Origin of the sequence: Streptomyces sp. NBC_00986 (assembly GCF_045162565.1) — a bacterium.
Taxonomy (GTDB): Bacteria; Actinomycetota; Actinomycetes; order Streptomycetales; family Streptomycetaceae; genus Streptomyces.
Genome location: NZ_CP108733.1, coordinates 11,510,955 through 11,531,426, shown reverse-complemented (window position 1 = coordinate 11,531,426; position 20,472 = coordinate 11,510,955). Strand labels below are relative to the sequence as shown.

Here is a 20,472-nt window from a genome sequence, read left to right as displayed (position 1 = left end):
ATGGCCGCTACATCTCCAGGGTCGTACCCATGCCGTGGGTGCGGGCGACGTCATGGACCACCGCCGCCGCGGCGACGTCGAGCGCGGCATGGCCCGTCGACTTGAAGACGGTCAGTTCGGTGGGTCCCCGACGGCCGGGATGGCGGCCGTCGAGGACCGAGCCGAGGAGGGTGATCCGGTGCGGCGGGATGCCTTGCAGTTCGTGGGCCCCGGCCGGCGGAGCCGAGGCAGCGGCACCCGGCCATTCGACGAAGAGGGATCCGGCACGGACGGTGCCGGGGGCGAGTTCGTGACCGTGGGAACCGCCGACGGAGCTGATGTGGGCGCCCTTGGCCGGCCACGACGGGTCGAGCACAGGTACGCGGGCGCTGGTGCAGCAGAACACGACGTCCGCTCCGCGGGCAGCCTCCTCCACCGATCCCGCGGAGGCGTTCGGGTGCAGTTCCGCGAGCCGCCGGGCGCGCTCAGGGTCCTGCCCGCCTACGACGAGAGGAGCGTCGGCGTCGATTGTCGCGAGTAGTTCGACCTGGGCGCGGGCCTGAACTCCCGTGCCCAGTACGGCGATCCGGTCCGGGTGTGGGCGTGCCAGCGCCCGCATCGCGATCGTCGCTACGGCGGCAGTGCGTACGGCGGTGACAGGCTCGGCGTCCATCAACACGAGCGGGCGGCCGTCGTGTTCGTCGAAAAGGGCTACGACTCCCCTGTGCGCACTGCCTCCTGTCCGCCCGGGCACGGCGAAGACCGACACCAACTTGGCGGCCAGACCGAGGCCCGGCACGTAACCCGGCATCGCGCCGAGGAGTCCCCCGGGCGCTTGCGCGGCGATCCGGGCAGGGGCCGAGACCTCGTCACGGCTCATCGAGACGAGCGCCTGAGTGACCGCTGTCAGCACCCGCGCGGGATCAAGGCAAGCCCGGGTCTGCGAGCGGTCGAGGACCAGTACGCCGCTCACGCGGGATCCGCCTGAAGCGACGAGGAAAGGCCCGTCAGCACGTCCTGCAAGGCGTCCGTCGCGTCGCGGAGCTGCCGTTTCAGCTCGGACAGGTGCGGCTCGTCGAACTCGGCGTCGAGCCCGACCAGGGTGAGCGCGCAGATCGGCCACCCCCTTGCGGAAACCACGGCACGGCTCACCGACGCGACGAGCTGCTCGGCACGACCGCGCTCGAAGGCGTAACCGGTGCGCTCGGCCTCCTCGATGTCCGTCAGGAGGCCTTCCGGGCCGAGGAGCGGATGGCCGGCCTCCTCCGCCAGGCGAAGATAGGGGCGCCGTGCGTCCTTGTCGAGGAGTGCCACAAGTGCCACGGGACCGGCGAACCTGTGGACAGGGAGCATCTCGTCCCTCAGGTGATTGATCATCTCCAGCCGACGCGGTCGTACGACGTCGATCACACGCGAGCGATCGGCCTCCAGCACCTGGAGGTTCACCATCATGCCGGTGCGCTCCGAGAGTGCCTCCAGCGTCGGACGACCCACCGCGACAAGGGAGTTGCGCGCCGCCGAGTGCGACAACTGAAGCGCTGCAGACCCGAGGAGGTAGTGGTCGTCGGTGCGCAGTACCCAGCCTCGGCGGATCAGGTCGATCAGGACACGGTAGGCGGTCGCGCGATGCAGGCCGACCTCGACCGCGAGTTCACTGAGGCGGAGTGGGCGGTCGGACCGGGCGAGTGCCTCGATCAGGTCCAGTGCCTTGTCGACAGCGGAACTGGCTGGCTTCGACATGCGCGGCGCCCCTTGTCGCACTCCGGTGCTACATTCTCGATGTTGCGCACGATGATACACACGTTACGCCTGACGTAACACCACTGCTCGAGTCCCCACCACGGAGAGGTCAATTCGATGGGTCATGAGGTTCTCGGTGCGCCCACTCCCTGGGCCCCGCCCGCGACGGGCGCCGTGGTGGTCTACCGAGGGGCGACGGTGATCGACGGAACGGGCGGCCCGGCGCGGACGGCGACGTCGATCGTCACCGACGGCGCGACCATCCGGGCGGTCGTCCCCGATGCCGAGATCACCGACACCACGGCGACGGTCGTTGACCTCACGGGACGTTTCGTCGTCCCCGGCCTGATCGATTCCCATCAGCACATCGCGACGCCGCCCGATCGCGACGCCGCCGAGGCCGTGCTGCGCCGACAGGTCCACGGCGGTGTCACCGCGATCCGGGTCATGGCCGACGACCTCCGCCAGGTGGCCGAACTCGCCCGCGCCGCGCTGGTCGGCGAGATCCCCGGACCCGACATCCACTTCGCCGCGCTCATGGCCGGCCCGACCTTCTTCGACGACCCGCGCACCCAGCAGGTGTCACAGGGCGGAACGCCCGGCGCCGTACCGTGGATGCAGGCGATCACCGACGAGACCGACCTCCCCCTGGCGATCGCAATGGCTCGGGGCACCGGTGCCCGGGCGGTCAAGATCTACGCCGACCTCGCCGCCGGCACGGTCGCCGCGCTCACGGCCGAGGCCCACCGACAGGGGCTCGCCGCCTGGGCGCACGGCACGGTCTATCCCGCGAGCCCCGGTGAGGTCGTCGACGCCGGCGTCGACACCGTCTCGCACGCCTCGGCGCTCGCGCACGAGGGCGCCCGGCTCCCGCTGACCACGTACAAAGACAAGCCGCCTTTCGAGTACGACCGGTTCGCGGACGGCGACGACCCGCACCTGCAGAGGCTGTTCGAGCGCATGCTGGAGCAGGGCACGATTCTTGACGCGACCGCCGGCATGTGGGCGAACTGCTTCGCCGCCGAGGTGACGGACCCCGAGTCACAGACGCGTGTTCGGGCCAACTCTCACATGGCCGCCCGGATCACCGCCCACGCGTACCGCGTCGGCGTCCCCGTGTCCGCAGGCAGTGACTACGAGACCGCCCCCGAGCACCCCTCCCCCGCACTGCACGACGAGATGGCCTTCCTCGTGCGGGAATGCGGCATTCCCGCCGCACAGGTCATTCGCTCGGCCACTCTGGTCGGCGCCATGAGCATCGGCGCACAGGACGTCATGGGCACGCTCGAAGAGGGCAAGCTCGCGAACCTCACCGTCCTGTCGGCGAATCCCCTCGACGACATGACCCATCTCGCCGACATCGAGTTCGTCGTCAAACGCGGCCGCCGCTACGACCGTAGCGACTACCAGCCTGCCTCCCCCGGCCGCTGACAGCCGCCGAACCCCGGCCACGAGACATGCGCACCCAGAAGGGACACGACGCCCGATGACCGCCAATCCCCTTGCGGACACAGACCACTTCACACGCGACTACATGATCATCAACGCGCTGGGGGTGCTGGACAACCCCAACGCGCCCCGCTCGTCGGCGACCGCCGGCAACCTCGTCCAGACCGGCGAGGACATCACCGTCGACGCGCGCACGCTGGCCGAGGCGCACGCCTCGGGGCTGACCGCGGTGAACATCACGCTCGGATACGTGATGGGCGACATGGACCCCTACGAGCACACGCTGCACGACATAGCGGTCTGGGACACCATCCTGCGGAACAACGCGGCCGACCTCGTCAAGGTGCACACGGCGACCGACCTCCACCAGGCCCGGCGCGACGGCCGGATCGGCGTCATCTACGGCTTCCAGAACGCCGTCGCGCTCGGCGACGACATCACCCGCGTCGACACCTTCGACCGGCTCGGCGTCCGCGTCGTCCAGCTCACGTACAACCAGGCGAACGCACTCGGCGACGGTTCGATGGAACCGCGCAACCGCGGCCTGACACCCTTCGGCCGCGAGGTGATCGAGCGCCTGAACGACCGTCACCTCATGGTCGACCTCTCCCACAGCGGGGAGCGGACCTGCCTGGAGGCAGCTGAGATCTCCCGGCAGCCTGTCTCCATCAACCACACCGGCTGCCGTGCGCTCACCGACCTCCCGCGCAACAAGACGGACGAGGAACTGCGCCTGGTCGCCTCGCGCGGAGGGTTCGTCGGCATCTACTTCATGCCGTTCCTCCACTCCTCGGGCCATGCCCGCGCCGCCGATGTCGTCGAGCACATCGACCACGCCGTCAACGTCTGCGGCGAGGACCACGTCGGTATCGGCACCGACGGTCCCGTCACCGCCATTGACGACCTCGACGCCTACCGGGCCGACCTCGCCGAGCAGGTCGCCCGGCGCCGCGAGGCCGGCGTCAGCGCGACGGGCGAGGGCGACGACGTCTACCCGTTCGTCGTCGACCTGCGGGGTGTCGACCAATTCCGCGAGCTGATCCGGCTGTTGGAGAAGCGCGGTTACCGTTCGGAACGCATCGAGAAGATCCTCGGCACGAACTTCGCGGACTACGCGGAGCGCGTCTGGGCTTCTTGATACCGGCGTCAGAGGGAGCCGGCCGTCGTGATCGGCGGCATTTCCTAGCTGCCGTCGAGCAGCGCCGCGCCGGGCTGATAGGTGCCGCCATAGCGAGAGAGCTGCCGTCGCCTGGTGACACCGCCAAACCGACGGCTCCAGCTCTCACGGCGGGGTACCCGTCCGCGCTCACTCCTCCATCGCGCAGCCCGTCCGCTCCTGTCCGCATCACCGCCCTCGTCCAAGGCATCCTCGGCCTCCACATCGACGCCTGAGGCTGAGGCTGGGAAAGGCGCTCTGTTCCCGTTCGAGGTTTCGGGGCGCGGTCCGGCCCATCGCGGGCGGGGCGGGTGCAGTTCGTCGTGGGTTGGTCAGACCTGGACCAGTCCGCCGTCGACGAAGTGCTCGGCGCCGGTGATGAAGGAGCTTTCGGGTCCGGCGAGGAAGACGGCGAGTGCGGCAACCTCCTCGGGGCGGCCCATGCGGCGCAGTGGGATGTCCGCGGCCAGCACGCCGTGGAAGTCCTGCGCGCTCTGGCCGAGCCGGTCGGCTATGCGGTCGATGGCGGGGGTGGCGATGGGGCCGGGCGTGATGACGTTGACGCGGACGCCGCGCGGGGCCAGTTCCGCGGCCCACGTCCGGCCCAGGCTGCGTACGGCGGCCTTGGAGGCGGCGTATACGCCCATCCGGTCGGCGCCCTGGTGGATGGTGGAGGAGGCCAGCAGGATCACCGAGGCGGGCTGGGCGAGGAGGGGCAGCGACTTCTGCACGGTCAGCAGACTGCCTTTGGTGTTGACGCCGAAGACGAAGTCGAACTGCTCCTCGGTGACGTCCTGGAGGCGGGCGCCGTCGCCCAGGCCGGCGTTGGCCACGACGACGTCCAGCCGGTGGCCGTCGGCGCGGACGATGTCCATGACCCGGTCGAGGTCGGCGGCGCGGGAGACATCGGCCGGCACGGCGACCGCATCGGGACCGATGGCCTGTGCTGCGGCCTCGAGCTCGTCCTTGCGGCGGCCGGTCAGGTAGACGCGGGCACCGTCGTCGGCGAAGCGCTGGGCTATGGCCCGGCCGATTCCGCTCGAGGCTCCGGTGACAAGAGCTGTCTTTCCGTTCATGGAGGGCATGGCACTGATCCTTTCGAGATGGCAACGGCGTTTGCGCTGCTCGTGGCCATGGCCGGGACAGCCGACCGACTTTCTTGACTGCCTCGTCCAGAACGTACTCGATTCTGGACGAGACAGTCAAGAATTGCTATCGTTCGGCCATGGGACGACCCCGAAACTTCGATGAGAGCGAGGTCCTGCGCGCCGCCAGGGACCAGTTCTGGTCGACCGGATACGCGGCGGCGCGGGTGGACGACATCGCCGTCGCCACCGGCCTGGGCAAGGGCAGCCTCTACGGCGCCTTCGGCGACAAGCACCAGCTGTTCCTGCGCACCTACGCCGACCACTGCGCCGGGCTGGTCGAGGCCGTACGCCGGGCGCTCGACGGCCCGGACGCCGACGCGTACGAACGGCTGTCCGCGCATGTGATGAAGGTGGCAGAGGCCACCGCGTCGGACGTCAGCCGACGGGGCTGCCTGCTCGCCAAGGGCGCCGCCGAACTGTCGGAACAGGACCCGGCCGTCGCGGCGACGGCCCGCCGGACGTTCACGGCCATCGAGGAACTGATCACCTCCTGCGTCGCGGGAGCACAACGCGCGGGTGCCATCGCGCCGGACGCGGACCCGGCCCGGCTCGCCGGGCTCCTGCTGGCCGTGCTGCGCGGCATCGAAGCGCTGGGCAAGGGCGGCGGCAGCCCCGACTCACTTCGCGCTATCGCCGAAACGGCCCTGGCGGTCCTGCCACAGCCGTAGAACGACCGGGACCCCACGGGCGGACAGGTTGGTCTTGCCGGCATCTCATCCACCAGGAGCTTCACCTCCTCCCGCACTCAACTCACCGCCAACTCGGCCCGCCCTCGGTCATGTTGAAAACAGCTCAATGAGCAAAAGCCGCCGGGTCAGTGACCGACCCCTGCGAGCAGGTCAACCCCGGAGAGCGCCGATGCGCCGCAGCCACGACTGGACCTCGGCATCGGCCTCCGCGACGTCCTCGCCGCGCACCGCCAGCCCTTCCCCGATGGTTGCCCCCGAGCAGACCGCCGCGTAGTCGCGCTCGGTCGTGCCCAGTCCGCTCATCGCATACGTCGTGACCGGATGGACCGTCCTGCCGCGGAAGTCGTGCCTCTCGGCGAAGGTCGACATGATCATGGGTGCTCGGACGTTCCAGATGGGGCCGCCCAGTAGCACCACGTCGTAACGGTCGATGGAGGACAGGGGGTTGGCGATTGCCGGCCGCGTATCGGCGTCCTGTTCGCGGACGTTGCGCGCGACTGTGGCGTCGTAGTCCTCGGAGTAGGCATCGGCGGCTTCGATGCGGTGCACGTCGCACTCGACGTGCTGGCTGATCATGCGGGCGAGGACCTCCGTGTTTCCGACCTTGAGGTTGGTTCGTCCGCCGTTGAAGTAGTTCTCGCCCGGCCGGGAGAAGTAGGCCAGCAGGACCCGCTTCCCGGACGAGGGCGTCGCCGCAGGTCGCTCACTGGCTTCCGGTGCCGCCCCGCTGGACTGCGACGTGGAACAGCCTGTGATCTGGACACCGGTCATGACGGTCGCTCCTCCCAGAAGTACACCGCGCAGGAGCGTCCGTCGCCCTGGTGCGGCGGCTTGGCTCTTCCCTGTGCCGAATCCGCCGGTCGTCATCCGCTGGTTCCGTGAGGGGAACGGAGGGCGTCGAGATCCGCGCGCACTGCCTGCGGCTCGGCTTCGACGGGAAGGTCGGACGGGTCCAACACGCCGTCCACGGAGCCGGATTCGTCGTTCTTCAGGGCGGCGAAGAGTTCCGTCCAGTCGGGCGGCTCCTTCCCCTCTTCGGCGATGAGCTCGAACGTCTTGCCCAACGCGGTGTCCGTCAGCAGGCTTCGGACGAGTGTCTCGGCGATCTGGTCGCGGGCGATCCCGCCGTCGGCCGTGCCGCCCTGCTCCAGGACGAGGCGCCGCTGGGTGGGGCCGGCCTGGTCGAACCAGCCTGGTCGGACGATGGTGTAGGGCAGGCCGCCGGCCCGCAGAAGGCGCTCGGAGCGCCGCTTCCAGGGGGAGTTGCCCGGGATGTCGCTGCGGGTGGCGTAGATGGAGGTCATCAGTGCCACACGCGGCCGGGCGCCGTCGAGGACCTGCAGGATGTTGCGTACGCCGCCGTAGTCGACACGGCGACGGGTATCGGGGTCGCCGCCGGAGCCGTGAGTGAGGACGATGGCGTCGGCTCGGCTGACCACGCTCCGCAGGGAGGCGGGATCCTCAAGGTCGCCCCGCACCAGTTCGACGCCGGGGAGCAGTCGCTCGGCACGGCTCACGTCGCGTACCAGTGCCCGCGGGTGCAGGCCGTGCCGCTGTGCGGCCTGCACCGCGAGCCGCCCGATGCTGCCGGTCGCGCCGACCATGAGTACGTCGGTGATGTTCTGCTTCTGGGACACGGTGAGGTCCTGGTCCGTGAGGTGGGTGCCGTCTGAGGGCGGCAAGGAGTACCCCTCCCGGGCGGGTGGTCGGGGCCGTACGGGAGGAGTACTCGCGCGAGAGCTTGTCCGGTGCGGTGGCGCTGCCGCCTGTCGGCTCAGGCCTCCAGGCGCCGTGCGCTGAGCCAGTTGACCATCGCCGGGTCGTGGTGGTCGAAGAACAGAGTCGCCCCGGTCTCCAGCGTGGCGATTGCCGCCATCTGGTCGTCGGTGAGCTCGAAGTCGAAGATGTCGAAGTTCTCCGCCATGCGGTCGGCGCGGACCGATTTGGGGATCGCGACGACGCCGCGCTGGGTCAGCCAGCGGAGTACGACCTGGGCCACGGACTTGCCGTGCTTCGCGCCGATCTCGCTCAGGACCGGGTGGGTGAAGATGTCGTTCTTGCCTTCGGCGAACCCGCCCCATGACTGGATCTGGACCCCGTGCTCGCGCATGAGTTCCTGGTCGGCGGTGCGCTGGAAGAAGGGGTGGGTCTCGATCTGGTCGACCGCCGGGGTGATCTCGTTGTTGAGGACGAGGTCGAGGAGCCGGTCGGGGTAGAAGTTGGCGACGCCGATCGCCTTGGCACGGCCTGCGCGGTTGAGGGACTCCATGGCGCGCCACTGGCCGTAGACGTCGCCGAAGGGCTGGTGGATCAGGTACAGGTCGAGGTAGTCGAGGCCGAGCTTGGCCAGCGACGTCTCGAAGGCGCGCTTGGTGTTCTCCTCGGCGGGCGCGTCCTGAACCCACAGCTTGGTGGTGACGAACAGGTCCTCGCGCGGGACGCCGCTGTTCTTGATCGCGCGGCCGACGGCCTCCTCGTTGCCGTAGGCGGCAGCTGTGTCGAGCAGGCGGTAGCCCGCGGCGAGGGCATCGTCGACGGCCTGCTCGGTCTGCTCCGGCGGGATCTGATAGACACCGAAACCGAGGATCGGCATCTCGACGCCGTTGTTGAGCGTGACGGTCTGCATGGGGCGTTCCTTACCTTTCGCGGGTTCTTCGAGCATCCCGCCTTCGCGCCCCCGGTGGCAGGTCGAGCTGTGCCGGGGAGCGGCGTTCGGGGTAATGACAGAGCCCCCCACGCGCCAGCCACCCAGGTCAGCGCGGTGTGACACAGACGGCATGGCATCCGAGCAGAGCACCGACAGGGGTGACGGCGGAGAGCTGGGCCGGTTCCTGCGCGCACGGCGCACCCGGACGAGCCCCCACCAGGTCGGCCTCGCCGTCGGAACCGGCCCACGCCGCACCCCCGGTCTGCGCCGCGAGGAACTGGCCACGCTCTCCGGCATCAGCATCGACTACTACGTCCGCCTGGAGCGCGGCAAGGAGACCCACCCCAGCCCGGCCGTACTCGACGCTCTCGCCCGTGCCCTGCAGCTCGACGACGCCGAACACCAGCACCTGCACGAACTCGCCACCCGGGCCGCGCAGTACGCCCCCGAACCCCCGCCAGCGCCGAGCCGCACCGTGAGCCCGCACCTGAAGCTGGTCCTGGAGACGCTGCGACCGAGCCCCGCCTACGTCATCAGCCGCAGCATGGACCTGCTCGCCCGGAACCCCGGCGGCCTCGCCCTGTTCGCAGGCCTCGCCGACTGGCCCGCCACCTCTTCCTCCACCCCACCCATCCTCTTTCCCGACTGGGACTACCAGGTCCGCGGCTGCGTCGCCCGGCTGCGCGCCCAGTCCGGCGTCGACCCGGACGCCCCCGACCTCACCCATCTGATGGGCGAACTCCTGCTCAAGAGCCCCGACTTCGCCAAACTGTGGGAGCGCTACGGCGTCGCCGGCCGCAAGAAGGTCCAGAAGACCTTCCACCACCCCGAGGTCGGCATCCTCACCCTCAGCGGCCAGAGCATGCACCTTGAGGGCACCCCCGGCCAGCGCCTCGGCGTCCACACCGCCGAACCCGGCACCCCCGACCACGACGCCATGGTCCTGCTCGACCTGACCGCGCCGGAGTCCGCCGGGCAACCGGACACCACGGCCGACGAGCGGCGTACACGCTCCTGACCGACACGCACGAAGAATCCGGCATGCGCATGATGCAGCATTGACCCCAACCCTGTCCGGGGCCGCACGCTCACGGTCCAGCACCTTGGGCTCATGGCGCACGCTACGGCTCGGTGCGGGCGGCACCTCGGGCGAGCAACAGGCCGCACCACGCGTAAGATCCCGCAGGTGTTGAGTTTGCGCGTCCGTGGCCGTTCAGCCGTACGGGCGGGCCATGGGGGTGTCGGTGGCCAACCCGGTCCCGGTCTGAGGCTGCTCCGTGTCCAGGAGCATCATCACGTCGTCCGCGGGGGTGCCTGGCTCGGCGTAGTAGAAAATCAGGCGACGACCGCCGGTGCCGTCCAGGTCGAGGGCCTGAAATCCGAGCGTGAAAACGCCGAACTCCGGGTGGTGGAACGTCTTTGTGCCGGTGGTGTGGCCCTGAACGTCGTAGTTCTCCCACAACGTGGCGAAGTCCGGGCTCTTGTCACGCAGTTCGGCGATGAGGCGGGCGAGTCCCGGGGTGTTGGGGCGGGTGCCGGCCAGTGCCCGTAGCCGGGCCACGCAGCCGCGGATCTGGTTCTCCCAGTCGTCCCGATAGAGGGCGCGGGCCCCCGGATACAGGGCGAGCCACCGTACGACGTTGCGCCCCTCGGGCGGAGTGTCGGTCATACCGGGCAGCAGGCGCAGGCCACCGGGGGTGGCGGCGAGCAGTTCGTAGGTGCGGTTGACGACGTGGACAGGGTTGGGCCGCAGTGTCCGGAGGAGCAGTTCGAGACCCCGGTCCACGGCCGGATACTGCCCAGCGCGATCCGGTTGCCCGGCCCCGTTGCCGCCGCGGGCGGTACAGGCGGCCAGGTCGCGGAAGTACGCGCGCTCCGTCTCGCCCAACCGCAGCACGGAGGCCAGCGCCTCGACGACGGACGGGCTGGGCCGGGTCTCCTTGCCACGTTCGAGCCGGGTGTAGTAGTCGATGCTCACCCCGGCGAGCGTGGCAATCTCCTCGCGACGAAGGCCCGGCGTGCGGCGCGGCCCCGGACCAACGGACAGACCGACGTCCGCAGGCAGGACCTGGGTTCGGCGGGCCCGTAGGAAACAGCCCAGTTCACTGACGGCGCTCCGGCCGTCGGTCTGTCGCTTGGGATCCACTTCTCCAGTGTGGCACCTCTGTCATCACGCGGTCCTACGGCTACTACCGAACTCGCGGGCCGCCGCGGCCTGGCCGCCTGCTCCGGCCGAGGGCAGACCAACTTGTACACGACCCGGCGAGCTCGGTGGCGGAGTACCGGGGGGACGTGACACGGAGCCAGGCCCGCCACAGCCTGGCGGTCCAAGTCCACAGCTACGTCCAATTCTCCGACACCCCGCTGACCGCGTCCGACGAGGTTGGGACCCGTACCGGCTGGCGGCCCTGTGTCCGCCCCCTCGCCCGACTCCCATGCGGCGATCGTGTTGCCGCCGCTGATCCCACCGGCGGACCTCGGAAGCTCCCTCAGCCAGCCGTGTCTTCCGCGGGCGGAGCCGAGCCGGTGCCGTTCGCGCGCTGGTGGGCGACGATGCCGGGCAACTGCTCATAGATGGCGTCGATCAGGTCGCAGACACGCTCGGCGATCGGGCGGCCGAGACCGGTGAGTTCGTAGTCGACCCGCCTGGCGACCGTGGGGTGCGGTGTGCGTGCGACGAGGCCGTCGTCCTCCAGCCGCTGGAGGGTCTGCCACAGCATCCGGTCGGAGACGCCGGACACGTTACGACGCACCTCGGCGAACCGCAGGGGGCCTTCGACCAGGGCGGCGAGGGTCAGGGCTCCCCACCGGCCCGTCGCATGCTCCAGTACCTCCCGCGACGTGCACTGCGGATCGAACACGCTCATCCCGGCCACGCGGTCCGTCCCTCGGCTCATGCGTTCATGCTAGACGGGCCATGTACTTATTCTGAGTAAGTACTATATTTTCGTAAGCATCAGCCGTTACGGGCTCCCGAAGGGAGAAGTCGTCCGATGAAATTCCTCCTCCTTGGCGCCACCGGCGCCACCGGCACCCTGTTCACGGAACGGGCCACCGCGGCCGGACACGAGGTCGCCGCCTTCGTACGCGACGCCTCCAAGATCACCCCGGCCGACGGGCTGACCGTGATCGAGGGCGACGTCCGCGACGCCCGCGCTCTCACCGAAGCGATGCGCGGCACCGACGCGGTGGTCAGCACGCTCGGTCTGGGCAAGGTCAAAGACCCGGGCAACCTGATCGCGGACACCACGCGCGCGCTGGTCCGGGCCGCCGAAGACAGCGGAACCAAGCGCGTACTGATCATGTCGGCGTTCGGCGTCGGCGACTCCCTGGCCAAGGCCTCCGCGTTCGCCCGGTTCCTCTACAACTCGGGCGGCAAGGCCACGTTCGCCGACAAGGCCGCAGGGGAGCGGATCCTCACCGCCTCCGACCTGGACTGGACGCTGGCCTACCCGGTACTGCTGACCAACAAGCCCGCCACCGGCAACGTCCACGCCATCGACCTGGCCACGCTCGACCGCCTGCCCGGCCTGCCCAGGATCTCCCGGGCCGACGTCGCCGCCTTCCTGCTGGACGCCGCCGTCGAAGGCTCCTGGTCCCGGCGCACCGCAGTCCTCACCACAGGCCGCTGACCTCTCGTCACGCCACCTCACACACCCCACAAGGAGATCGACCCATGACCAAGACCCTCGGCCTCATCGGCGCCGGCAACATCGGCAGCGCATTGGCCCGACTGGCTGTCGCCGCCGGCCTGAATGTCGTCCTGAGCAACTCCCGCAGCCCCGAGACCCTCGCCGACCTTGTCGCCGAACTCGGCGAACACGCACGCGCGGCCACACCCACCGAGGCCGCGCAGGCCGGCGACCTCGTGGTGGCGACCGTCCCGCTGAACACCTACGAGCAGCTGCCCGCCGCCGCCCTGGCGGGCAAGACTGTCATCGACACCATGAACTACTACCCCGAGCGCGACGACCGGATCGCCGAGCTCGACTCCGGCGAGCAGACCTCCAGCGCCCTGGTCCAGCGACACCTGGCCGACTCCCAGGTGGTGAAGGCGTTCAACAGCATCGACTTCGTGCGCTTGTTCAGCTCCGCCCGACTCGCGGGGGCCGACGACCGCAGTGCCCTGCCCATCGCCAGTGACAACCCGGCCGCCAAGGCACAGGTGGCCGAGCTGCTGGACATCCTGGGCTACGACGCCGTGGACATCGGCACGCTGGCCGACAGCTGGCGCAGCGAGCCGGGCACGCTCGTCTACGTCCAGCCGTACTTGCCGGCACGGCCTGAGGGACTGACCGACGAGGAGATGGGGCGCTGGTTCTTCGAGGTCCAGGGCGTCCCGGTGCCCGCCGACAAGGTGAGGGAACTGACCGACACCGCCGTCCGGTTTTCCGCGGGCGACGCCCGCGCGACCCTCGCCTAGGAACCGACCGAGGAGACGCGGACCGTCGCGCTGCCGGGCGGCGTGAGCGATCGGCCTCCTGCCTTCCCACACCGGCCGGATCTCTTCTTCACGGACGCTCGGTGAGTACGGACTTGGACGTGCCGCCTGTTCGGCGGGTGGGGAGCCGTGTCACAGCCTGGAACACCGCTCCCCCGTACAGCCCGACCTGCCACCTACCAGGCCGAGCCCCTAGCTTGGCACTGGGCCAAGTAGCCACGCGTGACGCCTCGGTCCGAGGTAACCGGGCACATCGCGCGCTCGCGCAACGCCTGCGCGGGGACATCGAGGGAAACGCTCCTGTGCCGGCGGCGAGCAGCAGACCGGTCCATCGGCCACGTCCCGCACATGCGACCACCCCGAGAACATGGAACGAAGGAACCTGAAACATGCGCAACGAACACCATGCCGCGAGGGAAATCGTCGTCGTCATCGGGCCCGGCAGCATCGGCATGGCCATCGCCCGCCGGGTCGGCACCGGCCGCACTCTGCTGCTGGCCGCCCATGACGAGAAGGCCTCGCAGGCCGCCGCCGAGCAGCTGCGCGGCGAGGGCTACGAGGTGGCCGTCCAGACCACCGACATCTCCGATCCGGCCCAGGTCGAGGCACTGGCCACCACGGCCGCCGAGATGGGCGCGGTCACCCAGGTGGTCCAGGCCGCCGGCGTCTCCCCCACCCAGGCGACCATCGAGCGGCTGCTGCACGTCGATCTGCTCGGCACGGCGTACGTCCTGGACGCCTTCGCCCGTGTGATCGCGCCCGGCGGGGCTGGCATCGTGGTCGCCAGCATGGCCGGACACCGGGAGAGCCCCTACACGCGCGAGATCGAGCACGCGCTCGCGACCACCGAGACCTCGCAGTTGCTCGCGCTGCCCTTCCTGCAGCCTGACCAGCTCGGTTCTTCCGTCCACGCCTACGCCATGTCCAAGCGGGCCAACTCGCTGCGCGTGCAGACCGCTGCGGCCGCGTGGGGCAAGCGCGGAGCCCGTGTCAACGCCGTCAGCCCGGGCGTGATCATCACCCCGCTGGCCCTGGACGAGCTCTCGGGCCCGCGCCGCGAGTGGTTCGAGACGGTGCGCGAGGTTTCGGCCGCCAAGCGATTCGGCACCTCCGAGGAGGTCGCGGCTGCTGCCGCCTTCCTGCTCGGGCGCGAGGCCGGCTTCATCACCGGAGCCGACCTCCTGATGGACGGTGGCGTGACCGCGGCGCTGCGCGCCGGTGAGCTGACCATGCCGTAACGAGCCGAGTGCCGCGGCGGATCCAGGACCGCAGGCCGGACGGCTTTCACCACCTGGCGCCCCGGCCCCGACAAAGCGCGGCGGTGCCGACGAGGAACAGGCGAAACGTGAACCTGCGGCAGGTCGCCGACACCCCGAAGAACGGACCGCCGACGACGTCTGTGACTCGGTGAGGGCGATCCTGCTGTACGGGAGGAAGTCGTCGTCACGCGGGTGTCGTACACCAGGTAGAACAGGATCGCGATCCATCGGCTGAAGACCGAGGAAAGATCAGGACAAAGGGGAGGCGGGATCCTCCTCGACCGCCGACAACCGGTCGTCGCGTGCCGACGTCCGCTTCGCGGGTTTCTCCTGCCCCAGTAGGTCGAGCAGGACCATCGCGTCCTGATCGGCGGTGCCCGGCTCGGCGTAATACGTCACCAGGCGGTGGCCGGGGGTGCCTTCCAGTTCCATGGACTGGTAGCCGAGGGTGAGGTCGCCGACCTCGGGGTGATGGAAGGTCTTGCGGCCATGGAAGTGGCCCTTGACGTCGTAGCGCTCCCAAAGGCGGGCGAACTCCGGGCTCTTGAGGAGGAGTTCACCGGCGAGCCGGGTCAGGTCCGGAGCGTCGGGATCGGTGCCGGCCAGGGCGCGCAACCGCGCCACGCAGCCGCGAACCTGGTTGTTCCAGTCGTGGAACAGGTCACGCGAGGCGGGGTGGAGGAAGAGGTAACGGGCGATGTTGCGCTCCCCGGCCGGCCAGTCCTGGATGCCGGGAAGAAGGCGTATCCCGCCGGGGTTGGCGGCGAGCAGGTCGTTGGTACGGCTGATGACGTGCGCGGGGTGAGGGCGCAGACTCTCCAAAAGCAGCTTCACGCCGGGCCGGACGGTGCGGCTGGGCGCGGCGGAAGGCTCGGGCGCACTGCGGGCGGCTCGGGCGGCCAGGCTGCGCAGGTGCTCGTGCTCGTCGTCCTCGAGCAGGAGGGCGCGGGCGAGGGAATCGACCACGGACGCGCTGGGCCGGGTCTCCTTGCCGCGTTCCAGGCGGACGTAGTAGTCGATGCTGATACCGGCCAGGGTGGCCAGTTCCTCGCGACGCAGGCCGGGCGTACGGCGCAGGCCGGAACCGGCCGTCAGGCCGACCTCCTCCGGGGTCACGCGGGCCCGGCGGGCGCGCAGGAAACTCCCCAGCTCGTTGCCCCCGCCGTTCCGCTGCTCGCTGTTCATGTCTTCCAGTCTGCGGGCCCCACCACCACCTCGGCATATGCGTGGGGGGCCGTGTCACACCCCTGAATACCGCTCCCCTGCACAGCCCGCCCTGCCACGCGGCGGGAGATGGGGGAAGGGTCGATGTCATCGGAGATTTCCGTTCGGCGTCCCACCCCGGGCGGCTCGACGCCATGAGCGCGATCGTGCAACTCAAGGACATCGTCGAGGACAGCAAGGAGCAGAGCGTTGGAAATCCTGAAGAAGCAGCCCACCGTCAAGGCACCCGCCGACTGGTTCACCGGGGACGTCTGGTTCGACGTGATCCACGCCGGCGAGGAACCCTCACGGATGCGCGCCAACATGGTGCGCTTCTCGCCCTGCGCGCGCACCGACTGGCACTCGCACGTCATGGGTCAGACCCTGCACATCGTCTCCGGCCCCGCCCTGATCGGCACGCGCGACGGCACCGTCATCGAGGCTCACCCCGGTGACACGATCCACACACCGCCGGGCGAGGAGCACTGGCACGGTGCGACCTCCGACCGCTTCATGACCCACCTCGCGATGTGGGAAGGCGCGGGCGACGGCAGCCCGGAGACGACCTGGCTGGAGAAGGTCGAGGACGCCGAGTACAACGCGCCGAGCAGCAGCACCCGCTGAACGGCGAACCCCCTACCTGGCGGACAACGCAAGGGCGGCGGGTGCCGAGCTGAGCGGCGCAGACGTCGCCGAACTCGATGCGCTTCCCGTGCCTACGGGAGGCCGCTATTTCTGATCAGCACCATCGCACCCTGGGAGAAGGCTCATGCGAGCAACAGTGATGTACGGCGCCGGCGACGTCCGGGTCGAGAACGTGCCCGACCCGAAGATCCAGAACTCCACTGACGCCGTCGTACGCGTCGTGCGCTCCTGTGTCTGCGGCAGCGACCTGTGGCCGTACGGCTCGATGCCCGCCTCCGAGGAGGGCCGACGCATGGGCCACGAGTTCCTCGGCGTGGTCGAGGACGTCGGCTCCGACGTGTCCGGGCTGACGAGCGGTGACCTGGTGGTCGCACCCTTCGTCTGGGCGGACAACACCTGCGACTTCTGCCGCGAAGGCCTGCAGACCTCCTGCCGTCACGGCGGCCAGTGGGGACCGAACGGCGTGGACGGCGGCCAAGGCGAGGCGGTCCGCGTGCCGCAGGCGCAGGGCACGCTGGTGAAACTGCCGGTGGCCGAGGACTCGGCTCTGCTGCCGTCCCTGCTGACCCTGTCCGACGTGTACTGCACCGGCCACCACGGAGTCGTGACGTCCCGGGTCGCCCCCGGCAAGTCCGTCACCGTGATCGGTGACGGCGCGGTCGGACTGTGCGCCGTACTGGCCGCCAAACGGCTCGGCGCCGAGCAGATCATCCTCATGGGTCGGCACACGGACCGTACCGACCTGGGCCGCGACTTCGGCGCCACCGACATCGTGCCCGAGCGCGGCGAGGAAGGCGTCGAGCGCGTCCGGGAGTTGACCGGCGGCGACGGCACGCACGCGGTGATCGAGGCCGTCGGTGCCACGGAGGCGATGGACACGGCGCTGAGCATCGTCCGCCACGGCGGTGTGATCAGCCGGCTCGGTGTCGCCCAGTACACCGAGATCCCGCTCGGGTTCGAATCGATGATGGGCAACATCACGGTCACCGGCGGCGCCGCCCCGGCCCGCGCCTACATCGAGGAACTGCTGCCCGACATCCTCGACGGCACGGTCGATCCCGGCCGGGTCTTCGATCACACCGTCGGCTTCGATGGCGAACCGGACGGCTACCGGGCCATGGCCGACCGGACCGCTCTGAAGGTCCTGATCCAGCCCTGACCCGGTCGAGAGACCCCGTCGGCCGTCAGTTCCGCTTCTCTTCGGCGGGTTCGGCGTCCGGCCCGTCCGACCCGGTGGCGACCATGTCCAGCAGGACCATCTTGTCGTGGTCGGGGGTGCCGGGCTCGGCGTAGTGGGCGACCATCCGGTGACCGGGGAAGCCTTCCAACTGCATGGACTGATAGTCGAGGGTGAGGGTGCCGACGTCCGGGATGTGGAAGGTCTTGCGGCCGTGGGTGTGCGCCCGTACGTCGTAGCGGTCCCAGAGCTGTACGAACTCCGGGCTCTCGGCCAGGAGTTCGCCGACCAGCCCGACGAGGTCCGGAGCATCCGGGTCGGTGCCGGCCAGGGCGCGCAGACGCCCCACGCACGCGCGGATCTGCTCGTCCCAATGGTCGAACACGGTGCGGGCGCCGGGGTTGAGGAAGATCCAGCGCGCGACGTTCCGCTTCTCCACCGGCCACTGCTCCATCCCCACGAACAGCCGTAGCCCGCCCGGATTCCACGCGAGCAGGTCCATCGTGCGGCTGACCACGACCGCGGGGTGGGGCCGCAGGCTATCCAGCAGCAACCCGACCCCGGGCCCCGCCGAAGAGGTGGGCGCCGCCGGGGGCTCGGCCGCGGTGGGACGGGCGGCGCACACCGCGAGATCCCGCAGGTGCTCGTGGGCGTGCTCGTCCAACAAGAGCACACGGGCGAGCGCGTCGACGACGGACGGGCTGGGGTGGGACTCCTTGCCCCGTTCCAGGCGCGTGTAGTAGTCGATGCTCACGCCGGCAAGGGTGGCCAGCTCCTCACGGCGCAGCCCCGGCGTGCGCCGCAGGCCGGGACCGGCCTTGAGACCGGCCTGCTCGGGTGTCACCCGGGTGCGGTGAGCGCGCAGGAAACGCCCCAGTTCGGTGCCGTCACTGCCGTTGCGCTGCTCACGTGCCATGCAGCCAGTGTGTCAGGGCGGTCAGGACCGATCCACGGGCTGGACCTGGGGGGCCCTGTCACACCCCCGAACAGCGCTCCCCGGCACAGCTCGGCCTGCCACGCGAGACGTCCGGCACGCAGGCTGGATGACGGTCTGAAGAACCCGTTCCGCACCAACCACTCGTTTCCTCATCAGGAGATCCACCCGTGTCCAGTTCTGTCGCATCGGACAAGCCTTCGACGTCAGCCGATACCGCCGCCGGGCAGCCCCGCACCGCGAACGGTGCCCGGTGGGCCCTGGCGGCCGCGCTGCTCGGCTTCTTCGTGATGACGCTCGACGCCCTGATCGTCAACGTCGCGCTGCCCGAGATCGGGCGCGGTTTCGGCGGCGGGATGACGGGACTGCAGTGGGTGGTGGACGGTTACACGCTGATGTTCGCCGCGCTGCTGCTGTCCGCGGGGTCGGTGACCGACCGGATCGGTGCGCGGCAGGCGTTCGGGGCGGGGCTCGTGGTGTTCACCGTCGCCTCGGCGGCCTGCGGTTTCGCACCCAACCTGGGCGTGCTGATCGTGGCGCGGCTGGTGCAGGGCGCGGGTGCCGCGGTGATCGTGCCGGCCTCGCTCGCGCTGATCCGCGAAGCGTTCCCCGACCCGGCCGCGCGTGCCCGGGCGATCTCGGTGTGGGCGATGGGCGGCTCGGTGGGCGCCGCGGCCGGGCCCGTGCTGGGCGGTGTACTGAGTGAACTCAGCTGGCGGATGATCTTCTTCGTCAATCTGCCCGTCGGCGTACTGGCACTGTTCCTGCTCACCCGGACCACCCGCTCCCCCCGCCGGGCGGACGCTCCGTTCGACTGGACCGGACAGATGGCCGCGGTGGCGGCGATGGGCGGCCTGACCTACGCAGCGATCGAGGCCGGTGCCGTCGGCCTGGGCGCACCGCGCGTGCTGCTCGCCCTCGCGGTGGCTGTGGTGGCGGGTGCGGTCTTCCTGGTAACCCAAGCACGCGGCCGTCACCCGATGGTGCCCCTGGAACTTCTGCGCGCCCGGACGATGGCGCTCTCGGCGACCATCGGGTTCGCGCTCAACGTCGGCTTCTACGGGATGATCTTCCTGCTCGGCCTGTACCTCCAGCAGGAACAGGACCTCTCGCCGATGGCCACCGGGCTGGCGTTCCTGCCGATGACGTTGCTGACCGCGGTCGTCAGCCCGACCGCCGCCCGGCTCGCCGCGCGATTCGGACCGCGCACGCCGATCATCACCGGGCAGATCCTCATGACCGCGGGCTTGGTGGCGCTGTGTGTTCCGTCGGCGTCGGCACCCGCCTGGCTGCTGGTCCTGCTGATGATCCCGGTCGGCACCGGCGGCGGCCTCGCCGTACCGGCGGTGACCTCACTGCTCCTCGACCGGATTCCCGCCCAGCGCGCCGGCACCGCGAGCGGCGTGCTGAACGCCTCCCGCCAGCTCGGCGGCGCCCTGTCCGTGGCCGTGTTCGGCGCTCTGGTCTCCAATCACACGCACTTCCTGCACGGGCTGCGCACCAGCCTCCTGATCGCCGCGCTCCTCGTGGCCCTGACCGCGGCGGCCTCCGTACTCCTCGAGGAGAGGACCTCATGACCTCGACATCGGCGACATCGGCCTGGACGGGCCAGGAGCTCGACGGCATCGGACGCGCGGAGGAACTGGAGATCGCCTCCCTGCGGCGCGGCGGCGAGTTGGGCAGCCAGCGGACCATCTGGGTGGTCCGTGTCGGAGACGCCATCTACGTCCGTTCCGTCAACGGCCCCGGCTCCGACTGGTACCGCGGCACCCGGGCTCGCCAGGAAGGCCGTATCCAGGCCGGCGGGGTCGCCAAGGACGTCACGATCATCGACGCCGACGACGAGGTCAACGCCGCCGTGGACACCGCCTACCGGGCCAAGTACGGGCACTACGCCGCGTACATCATCAAGGCCATCACCAGCCCCGAGGCGGGCTCCACCACGATGCGACTCGAACCACGTTGACCGAATTCCCTTACAGACAACGGCAGTTGAACCAGAACC

21 protein-coding genes are annotated in these 20,472 nt (G+C 69.9%); 11 read left to right on the top strand and 10 right to left on the bottom strand.

The features are described from left to right. Window positions 1–7: 7 nt before the first annotated feature. Window positions 8–952, bottom strand: coding sequence for an ornithine cyclodeaminase family protein (locus OG504_RS52020; RefSeq protein WP_405996183.1), 945 nt, complete (start codon window positions 950–952; stop codon window positions 8–10). Then, entirely contained in the window at window positions 949–1,719 is a 771-nt protein-coding gene (locus tag OG504_RS52015) for an IclR family transcriptional regulator (protein ID WP_405996182.1), read from the bottom strand. The genes OG504_RS52020 and OG504_RS52015 overlap by 4 nt, the downstream gene beginning before the upstream one ends. Before the next feature lie 117 nt (window positions 1,720–1,836). Here OG504_RS52015 and OG504_RS52010 point away from each other — a divergent pair, with 117 nt between their 5' ends. Together OG504_RS52010 and OG504_RS52005 are read left to right on the top strand one after the other, a co-directional pair. Beyond that, window positions 1,837–3,150, top strand: a complete 1,314-nt coding sequence (locus tag OG504_RS52010; protein WP_405996181.1) for an amidohydrolase family protein — start codon at window positions 1,837–1,839, stop codon at window positions 3,148–3,150. Window positions 3,151–3,205: 55 nt separating this feature from the next. After that, the gene (locus OG504_RS52005) at window positions 3,206–4,306 is read left to right on the top strand and encodes a dipeptidase (RefSeq protein ID WP_405996180.1); all 1,101 of its coding nucleotides are present in this window, start codon (window positions 3,206–3,208) and stop codon (window positions 4,304–4,306) included. A 350-nt stretch (window positions 4,307–4,656) separates the two neighbouring features. On the opposite strand, the gene OG504_RS52000 is transcribed toward OG504_RS52005, so the two are convergent. Then, complete coding sequence (locus tag OG504_RS52000; RefSeq protein ID WP_405996179.1) at window positions 4,657–5,409, bottom strand: SDR family NAD(P)-dependent oxidoreductase; 753 nt, start codon at window positions 5,407–5,409, stop codon at window positions 4,657–4,659. A gap of 140 nt (window positions 5,410–5,549) precedes the next feature. Here OG504_RS52000 and OG504_RS51995 point away from each other — a divergent pair, with 140 nt between their 5' ends. Then, entirely contained in the window at window positions 5,550–6,140 is a 591-nt protein-coding gene (locus tag OG504_RS51995) for a TetR/AcrR family transcriptional regulator (protein ID WP_405996178.1), read from the top strand. Window positions 6,141–6,311: 171 nt separating this feature from the next. Here the strand turns inward: OG504_RS51995 and OG504_RS51990 are convergent, their stop codons facing one another. The 3 genes from OG504_RS51990 to OG504_RS51980 all read right to left on the bottom strand — a co-directional run bounded on the left by OG504_RS51990 (window position 6,312) and on the right by OG504_RS51980 (window position 8,787). Continuing rightward, window positions 6,312–6,932 carry a flavodoxin gene (locus OG504_RS51990; RefSeq protein ID WP_405996177.1) on the bottom strand — a complete coding sequence of 207 codons (621 nt, stop codon included), beginning with the start codon at window positions 6,930–6,932 and terminating at the stop codon, window positions 6,312–6,314. Window positions 6,933–7,024: 92 nt separating this feature from the next. Beyond that, complete coding sequence (locus OG504_RS51985; RefSeq protein ID WP_405996176.1) at window positions 7,025–7,843, bottom strand: SDR family oxidoreductase; 819 nt, start codon at window positions 7,841–7,843, stop codon at window positions 7,025–7,027. A gap of 92 nt (window positions 7,844–7,935) precedes the next feature. Next, window positions 7,936–8,787, bottom strand: a complete 852-nt coding sequence (locus tag OG504_RS51980) for an aldo/keto reductase (RefSeq protein WP_405996175.1) — start codon at window positions 8,785–8,787, stop codon at window positions 7,936–7,938. Between the two features lie 151 nt (window positions 8,788–8,938). Here OG504_RS51980 and OG504_RS51975 point away from each other — a divergent pair, with 151 nt between their 5' ends. Further along, entirely contained in the window at window positions 8,939–9,826 is an 888-nt protein-coding gene (locus OG504_RS51975) for a helix-turn-helix transcriptional regulator (RefSeq protein WP_405996174.1), read from the top strand. Between the two features lie 195 nt (window positions 9,827–10,021). Here OG504_RS51975 and OG504_RS51970 read toward each other — a convergent pair whose 3' ends face one another. After that, the gene (locus OG504_RS51970) at window positions 10,022–10,954 is read right to left on the bottom strand and encodes a helix-turn-helix transcriptional regulator (protein ID WP_405996173.1); all 933 of its coding nucleotides are present in this window, start codon (window positions 10,952–10,954) and stop codon (window positions 10,022–10,024) included. A gap of 343 nt (window positions 10,955–11,297) precedes the next feature. Next, window positions 11,298–11,705: a winged helix-turn-helix transcriptional regulator gene (locus OG504_RS51965; RefSeq protein WP_405996172.1), complete on the bottom strand. Its 408-nt coding sequence runs from the start codon at window positions 11,703–11,705 to the stop codon at window positions 11,298–11,300. Between the two features lie 96 nt (window positions 11,706–11,801). Here OG504_RS51965 and OG504_RS51960 point away from each other — a divergent pair, with 96 nt between their 5' ends. The 3 genes from OG504_RS51960 (at window position 11,802) to OG504_RS51950 (ending at window position 14,487) form a co-directional block, all read left to right on the top strand. Further along, the gene (locus OG504_RS51960; RefSeq protein WP_405996171.1) at window positions 11,802–12,440 is read left to right on the top strand and encodes an NAD(P)-dependent oxidoreductase; all 639 of its coding nucleotides are present in this window, start codon (window positions 11,802–11,804) and stop codon (window positions 12,438–12,440) included. Then, on the top strand, window positions 12,437–13,231 hold the full coding sequence (locus OG504_RS51955) for an NADPH-dependent F420 reductase (protein WP_405996634.1): 795 nt from the start codon (window positions 12,437–12,439) through the stop codon (window positions 13,229–13,231). Before OG504_RS51960 ends, OG504_RS51955 begins: the two co-directional genes overlap by 4 nt. Before the next feature lie 407 nt (window positions 13,232–13,638). Beyond that, the gene (locus OG504_RS51950; RefSeq protein WP_405996170.1) at window positions 13,639–14,487 is read left to right on the top strand and encodes an SDR family oxidoreductase; all 849 of its coding nucleotides are present in this window, start codon (window positions 13,639–13,641) and stop codon (window positions 14,485–14,487) included. A gap of 270 nt (window positions 14,488–14,757) precedes the next feature. Here OG504_RS51950 and OG504_RS51945 read toward each other — a convergent pair whose 3' ends face one another. After that, complete coding sequence (locus tag OG504_RS51945; protein WP_405996169.1) at window positions 14,758–15,693, bottom strand: helix-turn-helix transcriptional regulator; 936 nt, start codon at window positions 15,691–15,693, stop codon at window positions 14,758–14,760. A gap of 228 nt (window positions 15,694–15,921) precedes the next feature. Between OG504_RS51945 and OG504_RS51940 the strand changes: the two genes are divergently transcribed. Next, the gene (locus OG504_RS51940; RefSeq protein WP_405996168.1) at window positions 15,922–16,335 is read left to right on the top strand and encodes a cupin domain-containing protein; all 414 of its coding nucleotides are present in this window, start codon (window positions 15,922–15,924) and stop codon (window positions 16,333–16,335) included. 145 nt (window positions 16,336–16,480) lie between these two features. Beyond that, window positions 16,481–17,515, top strand: coding sequence for a zinc-binding dehydrogenase (locus OG504_RS51935; protein WP_405996167.1), 1,035 nt, complete (start codon window positions 16,481–16,483; stop codon window positions 17,513–17,515). Window positions 17,516–17,540: 25 nt separating this feature from the next. Here OG504_RS51935 and OG504_RS51930 read toward each other — a convergent pair whose 3' ends face one another. Continuing rightward, entirely contained in the window at window positions 17,541–18,449 is a 909-nt protein-coding gene (locus OG504_RS51930; protein WP_405996166.1) for a helix-turn-helix transcriptional regulator, read from the bottom strand. A gap of 188 nt (window positions 18,450–18,637) precedes the next feature. Here OG504_RS51930 and OG504_RS51925 point away from each other — a divergent pair, with 188 nt between their 5' ends. Next, window positions 18,638–20,044, top strand: a complete 1,407-nt coding sequence (locus OG504_RS51925) for an MFS transporter (protein WP_405996165.1) — start codon at window positions 18,638–18,640, stop codon at window positions 20,042–20,044. Next, on the top strand, window positions 20,041–20,433 hold the full coding sequence (locus OG504_RS51920; RefSeq protein ID WP_405996164.1) for a DUF2255 family protein: 393 nt from the start codon (window positions 20,041–20,043) through the stop codon (window positions 20,431–20,433). The genes OG504_RS51925 and OG504_RS51920 overlap by 4 nt, the downstream gene beginning before the upstream one ends. Window positions 20,434–20,472 lie beyond the last annotated feature (39 nt).